The following is a 15,744-nucleotide window of genomic DNA, read 5'->3' as shown; positions in this document are numbered from 1 at the left end:
GGTAAAGCCGCCCCCTGCCGATCTCCTCCCCTGCCCGTGTCGAGCCGGACAGGGTGGTCCGGAGATATGTCCGGAGGCGTGCTTTCAGCGCTTTCCTTTTTTCCCGGGTCTGGGATGCTCCTCCCGGTTGAAAGCAGAGGACTACAGGGCCATTCATGCGGAACTTCCGGAGCTCTACCGGCTGCGCGACGCCGCCGCCCTGCCGGGCGTGATGCTGGAAGCCATCCGCAGGCTGATTCCCTGCCTTTTCTGCACTTACAACCACGTCAGCCAGCGGACGGGAGCCTTGGTCGCCGCCTATCATCCTGCGGACTGGCAGCCACGCATGGAAGCGATCATGCCAAGGATGGCACCGCACATTGGCAGTCATCCGGTCTACCGGAACGTCTATGACAACGGCGACAGCAGCCCGCATTTCGTCTCTGATTTTGCCAGCGAGGAGGAATGGAGCATCACTCCTTTCGCCAGCGCGCTGGAGACGATCGGAGTCCGCGACAGCCTGATCTTCTGCCTCCACACATCCCACCAGGATTTGATATTCATCGCGCTGAACCGGGGGGAGCGTTCGTTTTCCGAGGATGACCGTGAAATGGCGGCCTATCTGCGGCCCCATCTCACCGCCGCTTTCGAGAACGCCGCCGCATTCACGGAGGCCCAGGCCCTGGCCCTGCTGTCCGCACGGGCGATCGAGCAGTCTTCACAAGGAGTCGCGCTGGTTGACCGCCACGGAAACATCCTCCACATCAACGCTCCCGGCAGTGATCTGCTCCGGCGTTTCTTTCCTCATGGCTCGTCCTGGAAAGCCATACTCCCGGATCTGTTGAAGACGTGGCTGGAGCGCCAGATGGCACCTACACCCGCCCCCGCCGAGCCCCTGCTGGTGGAGACGGATGGTGCGCGTCTTTCGATCCGTTCCGCCACCCTGGCCAACGACCGCTTCGTCATCCTCTTCCAGGAAAGCGACCCTCGCGGCAATGCGAGGAGGTTGCAATCCCTCGGCCTCAGCAGCCGGGAGGCCGAAGTCCTGCTCTGGGTGAGCGAGGGCAAGAGCAACGACGAGATCGGCACCATCCTGGGCATCAGCCCGCGCACGGTCGCCAAACATCTCGAATTGATCTTCAGGAAAATCAAAGTGGAGACCCGCGTCGCCGCAGCCCTGCGGGCAAAAGAGGTCTGCCCGGGCTAGTCCACCACCCCGGCGTCATTCACTTCCTCATCCTCCCCCACGGGAAGAGCACGGATGGGCATGTCTTCCGGAGCAGGAGCATCTTCCATCTCCTCCTCCTCGACGATCAGCGCCCGCCTTGGCTCCTCCACCAGTGTGCCATCAGGATTGATCAAGGGAGCCTCCCCTCCCTCCGGACTTTCCGCATTCTCCAAATTCTCTCCGGACTCCTCGACCACAAGAAGCGCCTTCTTCGGCGGGGCGATGATGTCCTTGATGTCGTCTTTGATCGGCTCGAAGAAGTTCCTCACCATCGGCGCCGCCATCCTGCCGCCGGAAACCACTTCGTTCGGCCGGCCTTCGTAGAGAACCGCGAACGCATAGCGGGGATTGTCGAACGGAAGGAATCCCGCGAACCACGCCAGCCGCTGGTTCTTGGACGGAGGCCCCCACTGGGCCGTGCCGGTCTTTCCACACAGCGTGGTGTAGCTGAGACCCGCACTGCGGCCCGTGCCGTAGCCGGAGTTCACCACGTCCCGCATGCCCTCACGAACGATCTCCACCGCTTCCGGCTTCGTTCCCAGCCAGTTCCGCCGCTCTGGCAGGGTGGCGCGCACGACCTTGCCACGGGTGTCCTGCACCTGGCTGACCAACTGGAGCTTCGGCAGTACCCCGCCGTTGGCGATGCCTGCCATGGCCTGCGCAACCTGCAGCGGAGACGTCAGCAGGTCCCCCTGGCCGATGGACATGTTCGCGGTGTCTCCGTCCAGGATCCGGCGCTTGTGGACACGCATCATGTACTGGTCGTTCGGGACCAACCCCTCCGCCTCACCCACCAGCGGCAATCCGGTCTTCGATCCCATGCCGAGGCGCCGGGCGATATCAAGGAACGACGTCGGCCCCACATCGATGCCCACCTGGTAGAACCAAGGGTTGGTGGACCTGGCGATGGCACGTTTCACATTGATCGAACCCTCCGCCCTCTTGTTGTGGTTGTGGAACACGTGGTTCCCGATCCGGATCGACGCGGGGCAGTAGACGGTCGAATTCTCCGTCACCACACCGTTGTCCAGTGCGGCAAGGGCCACCAGCGGCTTGAACGTGGAGGCGGGAGGATAGAGGGACTGGAACGCCCGGCCATGCAAGGGGGCTGCGGGATCCTCATTCAGCGCCGCATAGTCGGTTTCGCTGATTCCGGGGATGAACTTGTTGAGATCAAACGAAGGACGGGACGCCATCACCAGAACCTCTCCGGTCACAACGTCGATCACCACCAGCGCACCACGCTTGCAGCCTTTCCGCAGCACCTCCTCCGCCAGCTTCTGCCACTTCAGGTTCAGCGTGGTGACCACGGTGCCACCCGGCTTCGGACGCCCAACCTGTTCCTCCTGGAGCTTCGCGCCGCTCTCGTCGAACAGCAGCTTCTTCATCGCGGGCTCCCCGGTCAGTTCCTTGTCGAAAAGTTTCTCCAGCCCGGCGCGCCCCTCACTTTCCTCCCACAGCGGCTCGTTGAAATTGATCGGCCCGGTGGGCAGCTTGCCCACACTGCCCGTGTAACCGACAATGTGCGCCGCGGAGTCCCCACCGGGATAGTGGCGGCGGTACACCGCCTGCAGCGTGAGCCCCGCCGTCAGCTTCGGCTCAATCGCCTTGGCCTCCTTCGCGCTCATCTGGCCGGATACCAGCAACGGCAGCCAGCGGCGGTGGCGGTAGTGGTCATAAAGCTCCGCGTCCGTCTTCGGGATCGAGTTTTTCACCAGCCCCTGGAGGGCATCCAGACGCTGCCGGCCCCAGTTCACCACGAAATCCTGGTCCGCCACCTCGAATTGCTTGTATTGCAGCGCCACTTGGTAGGCCACCTCGTTCTGGGCGAACGGATTGCCCTCACGGTCAACAATCTGCCCACGCGGAGCGGGGATCTTGAGAGTGATGGTCCGGGCATCCTTCCGGGACTGGATGGATCCGTCACTGGCCGACTTGCCGACCGGCGGTGCGATGCCCGCCACTTCCTTTGAAGCGAGATCCTGTGCCGGAAGCATTGGTCCGCTGGTGATGGCGGCGGCCAGAAGTCCGTGGAATGGGCGGAATTTCAACATGGTCGGTTGAGGAAGCATGGAACAATTCCCGCAGGGCCGCAATGCCCAATCCCGGGGCGGGCGGGGCACCGGATCCGCCCTCCGCCACACCCGCCCTTGCGGCACCCGGCACCGCGTGCATCATCCCCCCCAATGACCGACTGGAATTTTCTCACGATCATCATCATGATCGCCCTCCTCGCGCTGTGGAAACTGGAGTTCGCGGCCACCCTACTGAACCTGAAGGCCTTCCCGTCGAAAGTCCCCGCCGGTCTGGAAGACGTGATGGACGCGGGAAAGCTGGAGAACGCGCGCGCCTACCTGATGGCGAACTCCCGCTTCCACCTCATCGAGTCCATCGCCTCGCTGGCCGTGCTGCTCGTGTTCTGGGTGCTGGGCGGCTTCAACTGGCTGGACGGACTGGCCCGCTCCATGGGCGGCAACGAAGTCGTCACCGGCCTCATTTTCCTGTCGCTGCTCATGCTCGGCCAGTCACTGGCCTCCCTGCCCTTCCAGATCTACGGCACTTTCGGGATCGAGCAGAAATTCGGCTTCAACCGTTCCACCCCCGCCGTGTTCATCATGGACCGGCTGAAAGGTCTGCTGCTGGCGGCGGTGCTGGGCCTGCCCATTGGCGCGGCGGTGCTGTGGATCTTCGGCAACGTGCCGAACGCCTGGTTGTGGGCATGGATCACCGTCACGGTCTTCCAGCTCCTGCTCACCTATCTGGCTCCGTCGCTCATCATGCCGCTGTTCAACAAGTTCACCCCCATGCCGGAGGGAGAGACGAAGAAGTCCATCGAAGCCCTCGGTGACAAATGCGGTTTCCCGCTGGACGGCGTCTTCGTCATGGACGGCTCGAAGCGCTCGACGAAGGCCAACGCCTTCTTCACCGGCCTCGGCAAGCGGAAGAAGATCGCGCTGTTCGACACGCTGATGGAGAAGCACACGGAGCCGGAGCTGCTGGCCGTGCTGGCCCATGAGATCGGCCACTTCCGCTGCGGCCACATCAAGCAGCGGCTGGTGGTCGGCATCCTCCAGATGGCGGTGATCTTCTTCCTCCTCGGCCTGGCCACGGATCCGACGGGAAAATTCTCCCGTCTTCTCTTTGATGCGTTCGGCGTGGCGAAGATCTCGCCGCACGTCGGTCTGGTCCTTTTCGGCATCCTGCTGGAGCCCGTCTCAAAGCTGCTCTCCATCTTCGCCAACGCATGGTCCCGCAAGCACGAGTTCGAGGCGGATGCGTATGCCAAGAAAGTCACCGGCGACCACCAGCCACTGGAGGAAGCCCTGAAGAAACTCTCCGCCGACCACCTTTCCCACCCCACCCCCGCCGCGCTCCGCGTCTGGCTGGACTACTCCCACCCTCCGCTGCTCACCCGGCTGGCGGCGATGAGGCGTGACCAGTAAGGAGGGGGGACATTGCGGCTGCGCCGCTATGTCCGCTGCGCTCCCATTCCTGTTCCCCGGCTGCAACCGGAACCCGGAGCAAAGACCTCCCGATTCCCGGTTAGCCTTCTTCTCTTTCCTGAACACTTCTCCTTCTTGATTCGCCAATGCCCCCGGGGCACAAGAGTGTGCCCCCTCCTTACTCCATCTATTTCTTGGCAGCCTCCTCTCCTCCATCCAGAGTCCCCACCATGTTCGACCCGAATCGCTATGATGGCCGCATGCCCTACCGCCGCTGCGGGAAATCCGGCCTCCTTCTGCCGGCCATCTCGCTCGGCTTCTGGCACAACTTCGGCCATGTGGATGACTTTGAGGAAGCCCGCCGCATGATGCGCCGCGCCTTCGACCGTGGCGTCACCCATTTCGACCTGGCCAACAACTACGGCCCGCCCGCCGGCTCCGCAGAGGAAAACGTCGGCCGCATCCTGGTGGAGGACTTCGTCGCCCACCGGGACGAACTCATCATCTCCACCAAGGCAGGCCACAACATGTGGCACGGACCGTATGGCGAGTGGGGTTCCCGCAAGCACCTGCTGTCCTCCCTGGACCAGTCCCTCAAGCGCCTGCGCCTGAACTACGTCGATATCTTCTACTCCCACCGCCCGGACCCGGACACCCCACTGGAGGAAACGATGTCCGCACTGGCCACCGCCGTGCATTCCGGCAAGGCGCTCTACGTAGGGCTTTCGAAATACCCGCTCAAGAAGCTGAAGAAAGCGGTGAAGATCCTGAAAAAGATGGGGATCCGCACCCTGGTCTACCAGCCGCCCTACTCCATCCTCAACCGCTGGCCGGAGTCCGAGGGCATCCTCGACTGGCTGCAGGAAGAGGGAATCGGCTGCGTGGTGTTCAGCCCTCTCGCCCAGGGCATGCTGACGCCGAAGTATTACAACGGCATCCCGGAAGGCTCCCGCGCCGCCCGCTCGGAAGGATTCCTCCAGACCTCCCAGGTGGAGGCCCAGCAGGAAAAGATCCGCGCGCTCGGCGACCTCGCCGCCGCCCAGGGCACCCCGCTCCACCACCTGGCCATCCAGTGGACGCTGCGCTCCCCCGCCGTCACCTCTTCCATCATCGGCGCTCGGACCGTCGCCCAGCTCGACGATTGCCTGGACGCGCTGCAATCCACCCCGCCAGATGACGCGGCGCTGGAACAGATCGACGCCATCGCCCCCGGCACCCGCGGCCGCGACGCGGAGGGCTGATCCGCTTTCCCGTTTGAATTCTGGAATTCCGTGCTCTCTTTCACCATGACCTGGAACGACCGCTTTCTCGCCCTCTTCGACCGTTGCGTGGCCACCTACCGTGGCGGCAACACCGACTTCGGAACCTACTACTCCGCCGAGGACCTCTCCTTCCTCGGCTCCCTCGGCTACAAGCCGCGCGAGTTTTTCGATTTCGTGGAAGACTTCTGCGAGGAGGGTGAACCCAGCGCGTCGGACGCCCTGCTCATTGCCGCCGCCCGCCGCGACTACTTCCTCACCGTTCAGAACGGCGGCTCCAGCGACGCAGTCCTGACCCGTGACAACATTCCCAGCTTCGGCGACGAGCTGGAGGGAATGACCTATTTCCCCCGCATCCTCGCCAAGGCGAAAGCAAAGCTCCGCGGTGAACTGGACCCCGACCTCATGTTCTCCTGCGGCGGAGACCGCAACTTCCTCCAGAAGCACGGCGGCATCCACCCGGCGGATTTCCTGCGCCATGTCTGGGCCGAGGGCGACGAGCCCGCGAAACTCGCCACCTGGGTGAAGGCGCAGGGATGATTTCCCCTTGAAATGAGCATCCACGGAGTACTCCCGCCCCCCATTTCCCACGGGGCGGCGGAATTCCGGCTTGCGCTGGCGGCCCTCCCCGCCTAATCCCTCCAGCCCGAAACCATGCCAAGCGTACCCGCCATCAACCTCCGCAAAGGACACGCCGTCCGCCACAACAACGAGGTCTGCCTCGTCACCGAGACCGAGCTGAAGACGCCTCCGCGCATGGCTTCCTACGTGCAGATGTCCATCCGCAGTGTGGCCACCAAGAAGGTCTTCAACCTCCGCATGACCTCGAACGACTCCCTCGAAGGCGTCGTCCTGGAGCGCACCCCGCACGAATATTCCTACAAGGACAGCGGCGGCTACCACTTCCTCGACCCGAACACCTACGAGGACGCCATCGTCTATGAAGATCTGATCGAGAACGTGAAGAACTACCTCATTGAGGGCCAGATCTACACCCTCCTCATCGCGGATGGTTCCGTGGTTTCCGTCGAAGTCCCCCTCTCCATGGTCATGACCGTCGCCGAGTCCTCCGAAGGCGTGAAAGGCGACTCCGCCAACAACGTCTACAAACCGGCCACCATGGAAACCGGACTGGTCGTGCAGGTCCCTCTCTTCATCAACGTCGGTGAGCGGATCAGTGTGAAGACCGAGGACGGCACCTATCAAGGCCGCTCGAACTGATTTGCCCGAATATTTTCCCGGAATTTCCGTCCATAAAGGCAACCCTTCGCTGGGTTGCCTTTTTTTATACCCATCCGGCAATTTTGAAAATTTAGTTAACTTTCATTAAATTAATCTTGCGACCTTGGTTCAAATTTGAAAAACATCCCACCATGAAAACCACGCTGTGGCTCACCACTTTCTCGATGCTCGCCGCCTCCCCCCTGGCTTTCTCAAACCCGGAACTGGACAAACTCCGGGCCTTGGTGACCGAGCAGGACCGCCAGATCCGCCAGCTTGAGGAGGAGAACACCAAACTCCGTCACATGGAGGAGGAGAACATCAAGCTCCGCGCCTTGAAGGAGGACGTCAAACCCGCCGTCACCAACACGGCCCCCGCGAAAAACGCCGCCACTCCGGCCACCGCAGGCTCCGCCGTGCACACCGTGAAGGCCGGCGACACGCTCGCCAGGATCAGCCGCAACGCAGGGACCACCCCGGCGGCGATCGCCCGCCTGAATGGCATCAAGGATCCGTCCAAACTGCGGATCGGCCAGAAGCTCAAGCTTCCCGGCGCCCCCGCGGCGAACACCCGTACCGCAGCGGCGACACCTTCCCCTGCACCAGCTCCCGCCAATCACGGCGAGACCTATGTGGTCCGGGATGGAGACACGTTCTACAGCATCGCCCGCAAGCACAAGGTCTCCGCCGAATCCCTCATCGCCGCAAACCCGGACATCAAGCCATCCGCCATGCGGGCGGGCCAGCTCGTCCGCCTGCAGGCGAAACCCGCTCCCGCACCGGTCGCAAAGTCCTCTCCCGCTCCAGCGGCCGGACCTGCGGAACCCACCGCCGGCAAACCTACTCCAGAGAGCACCCCGGTGGCCAACCACAGCCCTGTCGCCAGCCGGCCAACCTCCCCTTCTCCCGCGGAAATTCCGGACAGCCCAGCCCCTGTCAGTCCGGAACCACCGAAAGGCGCCCTCAAATCCGTCATCATCGACGGTGAGATCACCTATGGAGAATTCGCCGCAAAACACGGCACCCAGATCGACCGGCTGAATGAACTCAACGGGCTCGATCTGATGCAGGACACCGTTCTGGCCAAAGGGTCGGAACTCTACGTGAACGCCCAGCCATAAGCCCACGCAGGCCCCCTTTTGGCCTCCCACAGAACGAAGAAAGCCCGCCGGAGGAACTCTCCCGGCGGGCTTTGTTTTTTCCGCCGGGGCGGAGAAAAGTATCTTCAGGGAATAGTGACAGGATACAGCCCTCCATGGGACCTCACCTGGAGGCCGTCACGTCCGGCGGTGCGCTTGAGATAGCCCAGCAGGTAACGCGGGCCGTCATCCGCGATGGGGGCGACGCTGGTGACGGCGCCGCATTCGTCCCCTTCCTCCGAAATCAGGATGTCACCCGGCTCGACGGGGACGTTTCCTCCGGCCGTCAGGCGGACCAGATTGCGGTTCACCTTTCCGGCGGTCTTAACCCGGGAAATGACTTCCTGGCCGATGTAGCAACCCTTGTGGTAGGAGATATCCGTGGCCTCGAGGGCGGCTTCCGGCGGGAGCATGCCCTCCACCAGCTCGCTGCCCCATGCTGGCACGCCGTTGGTGATGCGGAAGGTTTCCAGGTCATCGGCGGAGATCTCCGGGAGCGTCGCGGGAAAATCGATGGGATAGTCCACCGGCACCCAAAGGTCGATGCCCTCCACGCCGTAGCGGTTCGACCTGCGGGCGAGAGAGTGACCGGCGGCAGGGGCCGGCGCTCCGACGAGGTGATAGAGCTGGTATTCGCCCGAGTTGTCCGTGACCTCCACGTCATCCGCGATGAGATACTTCGTCAGGCGGGCTTCCAGTTCCTCCGCGACACCGACCGGGGCGGTCACCCAGATGACCCCTTCCTTCATCGCAGTGAGGTGGACACGGAACTGGAGCTTTCCTTTCGCGTCGGTGATGCAGGAAGGCAGCGCCGCTTCACATGTCGCCAGCTTCACATCCTGGGTCATCTGGCCGTTGAGGAAACGCACGGCATCCGGGCCGCGGAACTCCAGGATGGTGGGATAACCGAGATCGACACGGAAAGAGCGGCTCATGGATCAGGATGGAGATAGGGTTTCGCCAGCGCGGAGAAATCCAAGTCCGCGAGGCCATCGTCACAAAGTTCCTTCATGCGCCCGGAGACGGCGCGGATGGCGGGGGCGTCCAACCCGGCCTGCTCCGCCAGGGTCATGGCGTAGCTGCTGTCCTTCCACATGTTCGCCATGGAAAAATGGGTGTCGAAGTCCCCCGTCGCCATGCCGGACAGCTTCATGGCGCTGAGACCAGAGGCGTGCGCGTTCAGCGAGACGGCCCGTTGGAAATCCTCCGCGGAGACACCGTGTTTCACGGAAATGGCCAGCGCCTCCGCGAGAGCCTGAACGGTGCAGGCGGAGATGAGATTCGTCGCCAGCTTCACCACCGTGGCGGAGCCGATACCGCCGCAGGGCAGCAGCGACTTCGCGGTGAGCATGAGATACGGTTCCACCTCCGCCGCCAACGCGGGGTCTCCGCCGGTGTAATAGACAAGCTGGCCGCCTGCCGACGCGTTCTTGCTGCCGGTGAACGGCGTGTCGAGAAAACGGGCGCCGCGATCCGCGCACCGCTCCGCCAGCCACTGGGTGGTCTCCAGATCCACGGTCGCATGGTTGAGCACGATCTGTCCTTCCGTGAGGTGTGGGGAGATGCGCTCCACCACCTCACGCACGGCGGCGCGGTCCTTCAGGTAGATGGAGATGACCTGTGCGTCGCGGATCGCGTCTTCAGGCGTGACCACTTCATCCGGCAGGTTCTTCGGCGTGCGGTTCCAAGCTTTCACCTGCCAGCCCGCTTCGCGGAGTCTGGCCAAGGCGCGGGAGCCGATGATCCCCAGCCCCAGCACGGCAGCCCTTTGGATGGTCGGCGTGCCGCTCATTTCTGCCGTTGCAGTGCCAGTTCAGCCAGCTTCGCCGCCTGCTTCCGGATCTCCGAGATCTGTTCCTTGGTCGGCTCCTTGCCGTCCTCAATGACCATGGCGTGGCGCAGACCGGAAAGGATGTCCCGCATCTGGGTGTAGTTGGGCCGCTCCGAGATGCGCGGCTCCAGTCCGGCGACGGATTCCGTGTAGTAGTCCGCGATGTCCTCACGCATGACTTTTCTCGCCCGTTCCGGGGAGAATTGCTTGTCCACGGCAACCGTGGAAACTTCCAGCGCGCGGATCCATCCGCCGAGGGAAATGAGATGGGCAAGGTCCGCATCACGCAGGGTGATGAGCTCCCGCACCACATCCCGCTGGGTGGAGGCCAGCTCCTTCTTGAGTTGTTCCACTTCCTGTTTCTTCGAGCTTTCCAGCAGGCTGGCGGCGTGGCTGTTCACACGGTCGCCCACACCGAGCGCCTTTCCATAACGGGTGAGGTCGGCGGCCAGCGCCTCCACCTTCTCCATCTGTCCGGCCTGCACGACGAGGAAGCCATCCGCGATCAGGAAACCCAGCTCCATCGCCAGGTCCGCGCGTTCCCGCGGGGTGGACGGCGGGTATTTCCGCTCCGTCTCCGCCACTGGCAGCGGCATCAGGAACTGGAGGGTGTCGAAAAGCTTCGCGATGGACGGCGCGGTGAATTCGTTCACCGCCAGTTCCTCCAGCACGTGCGGATCATCCAGCAGATCCGCGGGAACTCCGCCCGGGGAGGCATTTTCCGCAGGTGCGGGCGGTGCCGGGGCTGGTGCCTCATTCTGCGCCGCGAGCGGCAGACAGAGCACGGAGAGGAAGGTCACGATCCGATGTTTCACAACAGAATCGTGACATCGTCCCGCAGCTTCGGCAACCGGCAAAGTGGGTATCCGGCCATCATCGCCCCCACCGCGCGGTGAAAAGGAAAAGCGGCCCGACTGATCATCTCGAAGGAAAAACCCATTAACCCTTGAGCATCTCAGTCGGACCGCCTGTGTCTTGCGACATCCATAGAAAAGCACCCGGCATGCCAACTTTGGAACCGAAACACGGAAACAGATCCGTCACCCGTGCCCGGCAGACGGCGGGATGCTCCTGCTTCCGTCTTGCGGCCCCAACTGGTCCGTGAGAATCTGGGAACACATGGCCGACAAAACGCTGTTCCAGAAAATATGCGACAAGGAGATCCCCGCGAGCATGGTCCATGAAGATGACGTCTGCGTCGCCTTCCGCGATATTTCCCCGCAGGCGCCCGTCCACATCCTCATCGTCCCGCGCAAGCCGATCCCACGGATCGCCGCCGCCACCGCGGAGGATGCCGCCACGCTCGGCCACCTCCTGCTCACCGCCGGAGAGATCGCCCGCAGCGAGGGCATCGCGGACACCGGCTTCCGTGTCGCCATCAACAACGGACCGCACGGCGGGGAAACCGTCCCCCATCTCCATGTCCATCTCCTGGGCGGACGCCCCCTGCAATGGCCACCCGGCTGAACCCCACCATGAAACGCCTCCTTTCACTGGCCCTCGCCTCCCTCTTCACCGCCTCCGCCCACGCCGGCGAGGGAGTCTCTGGGAAGCCCATCGCCACCCACGCCGTTCTGGTCCACGGGATCTTCGAGGACGGGAGCAAATTCAAGAAAATGAAGGCGCGGCTGGAGAGCCACGGCATCCGCTGCATCGCGCCGAAGCTCATCCACCACGACGGCATCGGCGGGCTCGACTTCCTCGCGGAGCATCTGAAGAAGGACATCGACCAAGCGTTCGGAAAGGACGAGAAGATCATCCTCATCGGCTTCAGCATGGGCGGCATCGTTTCCCGCCACTACCTCCAGCAGCTCGGGGGTGCGGAGCGTTGCGCCACCTTCATCACCATTTCCTCACCCCACCACGGGACCGCCGCCGCGTGGACATTCCCCAGCGAGGGAGCCGTCCAGATGCGCGCCGGGAGCGACTTCCTCGCGGAGCTCGCGCGCACTGAGGACCGGCTGGGTAACATCCCCATCGTCTCCTACCGCACTCCCATGGATCTCATCATCCTGCCGGCGGAAAGCTCCGTCTGGGACCGGGCGGAAAACGTCTCCTTCAACATCCCCGTCCACCCCATGATGATCCAGTCGCGGAAAGTCATCGCCGACATCGAGCGGCGGATCCTGAAACCTCACCAGGATACCCGCTCCTGACACGGAGGAGTGGCCATGAGATTTCCGTCTTATTTTTGCTATTGCATTTTAAATGCGCTATTGGAGATTCCGGCACCCGATGTCCGAATCCCGAATGCGCACCCAGCTCGCCGATGCCACCCGCGGCATGGCCCAGCAGATGATCTTCTGGGGACATGACGTCCGCCACCCGGATGGCAACGCGCTGGTACGCTTCGGTCTGGTCCGGCGTCCGTCCACCGGCCTGCAGGGGACCAGTTGCTATTCCGCGGAGTGGGAGGACGGCCTGATCGAGTTGCATGGGACGGTCGCCTCCTGGACCGCACCGTCCGGGAAATGCGGCTGCATCTACTGCCGCGACCGGAAGCTCATCACGGTGTGGAACTCCGACCAGCCACCGGTTCCCGGCCGGCATGATGCCCCCGCCGCCGCGCCCGCGCAGCGCTGGGAAGCCTTCCAGCCGCTGTTACGCTGGGTGGTCCGCTACGAGGAGTGGATCGCTTCCCAGTTCCAGCCCTCATTCCGGACCAGCATCTGGAAGACCATCCGGCGGCTGCCGAAAGGAAAGCCGTGGCTCGCTCCCACCTCCGCCATCCAGTGGTGGACGCTCGCGCTTTCCGGCACCCCACCCCGCCCGAAGCAACTTTCACCCCAGGCATGAGCCCAGGGTCAGCGTGACATGCGGGCGAGGGCTTTTCCGGTTGGAGATGCCTTGTCCTTCCGGATCTTCGCCGGTGATCCTTCGCTGACGAGGCTGCCGCCATGCCGGCCGCCCCCAGGTCCCAGCTCGATCACCCAGTCCGACGCGGCGATGACATCGAGCTGGTGCTCCACCACCAGCACGCTGTGCCCGGCATCCCGCAGCTTCATGAATGCGGCCAGCAGTTTTTCCACATCGCCGAAGTGCAGGCCGGTGGTCGGCTCATCAAACAGATAGAGCGTGTGCGGTGCCTGCGGCTTCGCCAATTCCACGGCCAGCTTCAGCCGCTGCGCCTCCCCGCCGGAGAGGGTGTTCGCGGGCTGTCCCAGTTTCAGGTAACCGAGGCCGAGTTCCTCCAGGATTTCGAGAATCTTGTGCAGCTTCGGGATGGGCCGGAAAAACACGCGGGCATCGCTCACCGCCAGCTCCAGCACATCCGCGATGGACTTGCCCTTGTAGGTGACCTCCAGCGTCTCGCGGTTGAAGCGCTTTCCGAAACATCCCGGACAGACCACCCAGGCATCCGGCAGGAAGTGCATCTCGATCTTCAGCCGTCCGTTGCCCATGCAGCGCTCGCACCTGCCGCCCGCCGCATTGAAACTGAAACGTCCCGGGCCGTATCCACGCTGCTTTGACAGCGCCAGCTTGGTGAACAGGTCCCGCACCAGATCGAACGCGCCGGTGAACGTCGCCGGGTTCGAGCGCGGACTGCGGCCGATGGGTGACTGGTCCGCCACCACGCACTTCTCGATCTGCTCCAGCCCGTCGATGCCATCATGCGCGCCCGGCATCTCGCCGGAGCCGTTGAAATGGCGCATCAACACCCGGCGGAGGATGTCATCCGCGAGGGTGGACTTCCCGCTGCCGCTGGGACCGGTGAGGCACACCAGCCTGCCGAGCAGGATCTTCACATCGATGTTCCGCAGGTTGTGCTCCCGCGCGCCGCGGATGACCAACTCCCCCAGACCGAGCGACGATGGTGCCGCCGGAACGGAGATCTTTTTCCCACGCAACCATTCCCCCGTGGGCGATGCGATCCCATCCGGAAGCCCCTCCGCCAGCACCAGCCCGCCGCCCGCACCCGCGCCCGGCCCCATGTCGATGACCCAGTCCGCCGCACGGATGATCTCCTCATCATGCTCCACGACGATGACCGTGTTCCCCAGATCCCGCAGGCGGGTGAGGGCGCCGACCAACCGTGCGGTGTCCGCCGCATGCAGGCCGATGCTCGGTTCATCCAGCACATACAAGACTCCCGACAAGCCCGCGCCGAGCTGCGTTGCCAGCCGGATGCGCTGGGCTTCACCACCGGAAAGCGTGCCACTGGTGCGGTCCAGCGTGAGGTAGTCCAGCCCCACCTCCGACAGGAAGGAAAGGCGTGAGCGCACGTCATCCGCCAGCCGCTTGCACACCTCCGCCTTCGACGGGTCCGGTTGGAATCCCTCCAGCCACTCGACCGCCCCGGCCACATCCAGCGCACAGAAATCCTGGATGCCCAGCCAGCGGTCATCCGGCCCCTCGATCCGCACCGCGAGCCACTCTCTCTTCAATCTCCTGCCCCCGCACACCCGGCATGGCCGGTGCGCCATCACCCGCGCCAACCTGCGGCGCCCCGCCTCACTGGAAGCCTCGCGGTATTTCCGCATCGCCTCGACGGTCAGGCCCTCGAACCGTTTCGTCTGCGGCTTCTTTTCTTTGCCCAACTTCCATCCGGTGACCAGGTGGCCACCTTCCAGCAGCACCCGCTTCACCTCATCCGTCAGACTGGAAAATGTCGAAGCCTCCGGCAGTTCATACTGTGCCAGCAAGGCGGTGGTCTCCCTCTTGAACTGTCCGTCGCGCTGGGACTTCTCCTTCCACCATCCCTTCATGCCACCCTTCAGCAGGGGCAATTCCTTCTCCCCCAGCAGCAGCGCCGGGTCGCAGAACATCTCCGTGCCAAGGCCCTCGCACGCCTCACACGCACCGAGGTGGGAGTTGAAGGAGAAATGCTTCGGCGAAAGCTCGCCCACGGTGAAGCCTGTCTCCGGATTCCGGTAGGAGGTCTGGAAGGAAAGGTCCGACCAGGCGTCCGCCTCCGGCTCCTGAACGGAAGCCCTCGCCTCACTGCCACAGAGGCGCAGCGCGGTTTCCACGGAGTCCGCCAGCCGCGACTCCACACCCGCCCGGATGACGAAGCGGTCCACCACGATCTCCACGGCGGACGGCAGCTCCGGCCAGTTCTTCGACGCTTCCTCGATCTCCATCACCTCTCCGTCCACCCGCAGGCGGATGAAGCCCTGCCGCTGCAGGTCCCCCAGCAACCGCACCGGCTCGCCCAATTCCTCCTTCGGCAGCGGCGCGAGCAGGATCACCTTCGTGCCTTCCGGCAGTCCGGCCAGCCGCGTCACGATATCCATGGGCCCCATTTTCTGCAGCCGCGCACCGGTCAGCGGGTCATGCGGCACGCCCGCCGCCGCCCACAGCACGCGCAAGTAGTCATAGATCTCCGTAGCGGTGGCCACGGTGGAGCGCGGGTTCAATCCCCCGCCCCGCTGCTCGATGGCGATCGCCGGGCTCAGCCCCTCGATCGAATCGACGTCCGGCTTCTCCAGTTGGTCGAGGAACTGCCGCGCATAGACGGACAGGGACTCCACATACCGCCGCTGCCCCTCCGCATACAGGGTGTGGAAGGCTAGGGAGGATTTCCCGCAGCCGCTGGGTCCGGTGATCACCACGAGCTTCCCCTTCGGAAGATCGACGTCGATGTTCCTCAGATTGTGCTGTCTCGCTCCCCGGATCCGGATGGTGTCCACGCCCCCACCTCACC

The 15,744-nt window shown here is 63.7% G+C and carries 14 protein-coding genes; 9 read left to right on the top strand and 5 right to left on the bottom strand.

Going from position 1 to position 15,744, the window contains the following annotated elements:
- Positions 1–127 precede the first annotated feature (127 nt).
- The gene (locus tag OVA24_RS07685) at positions 128–1,186 is read left to right on the top strand and encodes a helix-turn-helix transcriptional regulator (protein ID WP_267674615.1); all 1,059 of its coding nucleotides are present in this window, start codon (positions 128–130) and stop codon (positions 1,184–1,186) included.
- On the opposite strand, the gene mrdA is transcribed toward OVA24_RS07685, so the two are convergent.
- Positions 1,183–3,261, bottom strand: coding sequence for a penicillin-binding protein 2 (gene mrdA, locus OVA24_RS07680; RefSeq protein ID WP_267674614.1), 2,079 nt, complete (start codon positions 3,259–3,261; stop codon positions 1,183–1,185). The two genes, OVA24_RS07685 and mrdA, sit on opposite strands and share 4 nt — an antisense overlap.
- 132 nt (positions 3,262–3,393) lie before the next feature.
- On the opposite strand from mrdA, the gene OVA24_RS07675 reads away from it, so the two are divergent.
- The 5 genes from OVA24_RS07675 (at position 3,394) to OVA24_RS07655 (ending at position 8,251) form a co-directional block, all read left to right on the top strand.
- The gene (locus OVA24_RS07675; protein WP_267674613.1) at positions 3,394–4,650 is read left to right on the top strand and encodes a M48 family metallopeptidase; all 1,257 of its coding nucleotides are present in this window, start codon (positions 3,394–3,396) and stop codon (positions 4,648–4,650) included.
- 230 nt (positions 4,651–4,880) lie between these two features.
- Positions 4,881–5,891 carry an aldo/keto reductase gene (locus OVA24_RS07670; RefSeq protein ID WP_267674612.1) on the top strand — a complete coding sequence of 337 codons (1,011 nt, stop codon included), beginning with the start codon at positions 4,881–4,883 and terminating at the stop codon, positions 5,889–5,891.
- A 45-nt stretch (positions 5,892–5,936) separates the two neighbouring features.
- Positions 5,937–6,449: a DUF5069 domain-containing protein gene (locus OVA24_RS07665; RefSeq protein ID WP_267674611.1), complete on the top strand. Its 513-nt coding sequence runs from the start codon at positions 5,937–5,939 to the stop codon at positions 6,447–6,449.
- A 114-nt stretch (positions 6,450–6,563) separates the two neighbouring features.
- Positions 6,564–7,130: an elongation factor P gene (locus tag OVA24_RS07660; RefSeq protein WP_267674610.1), complete on the top strand. Its 567-nt coding sequence runs from the start codon at positions 6,564–6,566 to the stop codon at positions 7,128–7,130.
- Between the two features lie 152 nt (positions 7,131–7,282).
- A complete protein-coding gene (locus OVA24_RS07655) occupies positions 7,283–8,251 on the top strand; it encodes a LysM peptidoglycan-binding domain-containing protein (RefSeq protein ID WP_267674609.1) in 969 nt (322 codons plus the stop codon).
- A 104-nt stretch (positions 8,252–8,355) separates the two neighbouring features.
- On the opposite strand, the gene OVA24_RS07650 is transcribed toward OVA24_RS07655, so the two are convergent.
- Genes OVA24_RS07650 through OVA24_RS07640 form a run of 3 tightly spaced genes read right to left on the bottom strand, consistent with a single transcriptional unit; the run spans position 8,356 to position 10,915 of the window.
- Positions 8,356–9,204: a CAF17-like 4Fe-4S cluster assembly/insertion protein YgfZ gene (locus tag OVA24_RS07650; protein WP_267674608.1), complete on the bottom strand. Its 849-nt coding sequence runs from the start codon at positions 9,202–9,204 to the stop codon at positions 8,356–8,358.
- Positions 9,201–10,061, bottom strand: a complete 861-nt coding sequence (locus tag OVA24_RS07645) for an NAD(P)-dependent oxidoreductase (RefSeq protein WP_267674607.1) — start codon at positions 10,059–10,061, stop codon at positions 9,201–9,203. The genes OVA24_RS07650 and OVA24_RS07645 overlap by 4 nt, the downstream gene beginning before the upstream one ends.
- Complete coding sequence (locus tag OVA24_RS07640) at positions 10,058–10,915, bottom strand: hypothetical protein (protein ID WP_267674606.1); 858 nt, start codon at positions 10,913–10,915, stop codon at positions 10,058–10,060. The genes OVA24_RS07645 and OVA24_RS07640 overlap by 4 nt, the downstream gene beginning before the upstream one ends.
- Before the next feature lie 304 nt (positions 10,916–11,219).
- Here OVA24_RS07640 and OVA24_RS07635 point away from each other — a divergent pair, with 304 nt between their 5' ends.
- From OVA24_RS07635 to OVA24_RS07625, 3 genes are all read left to right on the top strand, one after another.
- Positions 11,220–11,567 (top strand): histidine triad nucleotide-binding protein, encoded by a 348-nt coding sequence (locus OVA24_RS07635; RefSeq protein WP_267674605.1) that lies wholly within the window; start codon positions 11,220–11,222, stop codon positions 11,565–11,567.
- 8 nt (positions 11,568–11,575) lie between these two features.
- On the top strand, positions 11,576–12,256 hold the full coding sequence (locus OVA24_RS07630) for an esterase/lipase family protein (RefSeq protein WP_267674604.1): 681 nt from the start codon (positions 11,576–11,578) through the stop codon (positions 12,254–12,256).
- A gap of 79 nt (positions 12,257–12,335) precedes the next feature.
- On the top strand, positions 12,336–12,896 hold the full coding sequence (locus tag OVA24_RS07625) for a hypothetical protein (protein ID WP_267674603.1): 561 nt from the start codon (positions 12,336–12,338) through the stop codon (positions 12,894–12,896).
- A gap of 8 nt (positions 12,897–12,904) precedes the next feature.
- Here OVA24_RS07625 and uvrA read toward each other — a convergent pair whose 3' ends face one another.
- A complete protein-coding gene (gene uvrA / locus OVA24_RS07620) occupies positions 12,905–15,730 on the bottom strand; it encodes an excinuclease ABC subunit UvrA (RefSeq protein WP_267674602.1) in 2,826 nt (941 codons plus the stop codon).
- Positions 15,731–15,744: the final 14 nt, after the last annotated feature.

This window comes from Luteolibacter sp. SL250 (genome assembly GCF_026625605.1).
In the GTDB taxonomy this organism is placed as follows: domain Bacteria; phylum Verrucomicrobiota; class Verrucomicrobiia; order Verrucomicrobiales; family Akkermansiaceae; genus Luteolibacter.
Note: the sequence above shows the minus strand (reverse complement) of the source record. Positions and strands in the feature narration are given on the sequence as shown.

Bases quoted from the DNA above. Each gene is read 5' to 3' on its own strand.
- mrdA (WP_267674614.1), bottom strand. From the start codon at position 3,261: ATGTTGAAATTCCGCCCATTCCACGGACTTCTGGCCGCCGCCATCACC.
- OVA24_RS07675 (WP_267674613.1), top strand. From the start codon at position 3,394: ATGACCGACTGGAATTTTCTCACGATCATCATCATGATCGCCCTCCTC.
- OVA24_RS07670 (WP_267674612.1), top strand. From the start codon at position 4,881: ATGTTCGACCCGAATCGCTATGATGGCCGCATGCCCTACCGCCGCTGC.
- OVA24_RS07665 (WP_267674611.1), top strand. From the start codon at position 5,937: ATGACCTGGAACGACCGCTTTCTCGCCCTCTTCGACCGTTGCGTGGCC.
- OVA24_RS07660 (WP_267674610.1), top strand. From the start codon at position 6,564: ATGCCAAGCGTACCCGCCATCAACCTCCGCAAAGGACACGCCGTCCGC.
- OVA24_RS07655 (WP_267674609.1), top strand. From the start codon at position 7,283: ATGAAAACCACGCTGTGGCTCACCACTTTCTCGATGCTCGCCGCCTCC.
- OVA24_RS07650 (WP_267674608.1), bottom strand. From the start codon at position 9,204: ATGAGCCGCTCTTTCCGTGTCGATCTCGGTTATCCCACCATCCTGGAG.
- OVA24_RS07645 (WP_267674607.1), bottom strand. From the start codon at position 10,061: ATGAGCGGCACGCCGACCATCCAAAGGGCTGCCGTGCTGGGGCTGGGG.
- OVA24_RS07635 (WP_267674605.1), top strand. From the start codon at position 11,220: ATGGCCGACAAAACGCTGTTCCAGAAAATATGCGACAAGGAGATCCCC.
- OVA24_RS07630 (WP_267674604.1), top strand. From the start codon at position 11,576: ATGAAACGCCTCCTTTCACTGGCCCTCGCCTCCCTCTTCACCGCCTCC.
- OVA24_RS07625 (WP_267674603.1), top strand. From the start codon at position 12,336: ATGTCCGAATCCCGAATGCGCACCCAGCTCGCCGATGCCACCCGCGGC.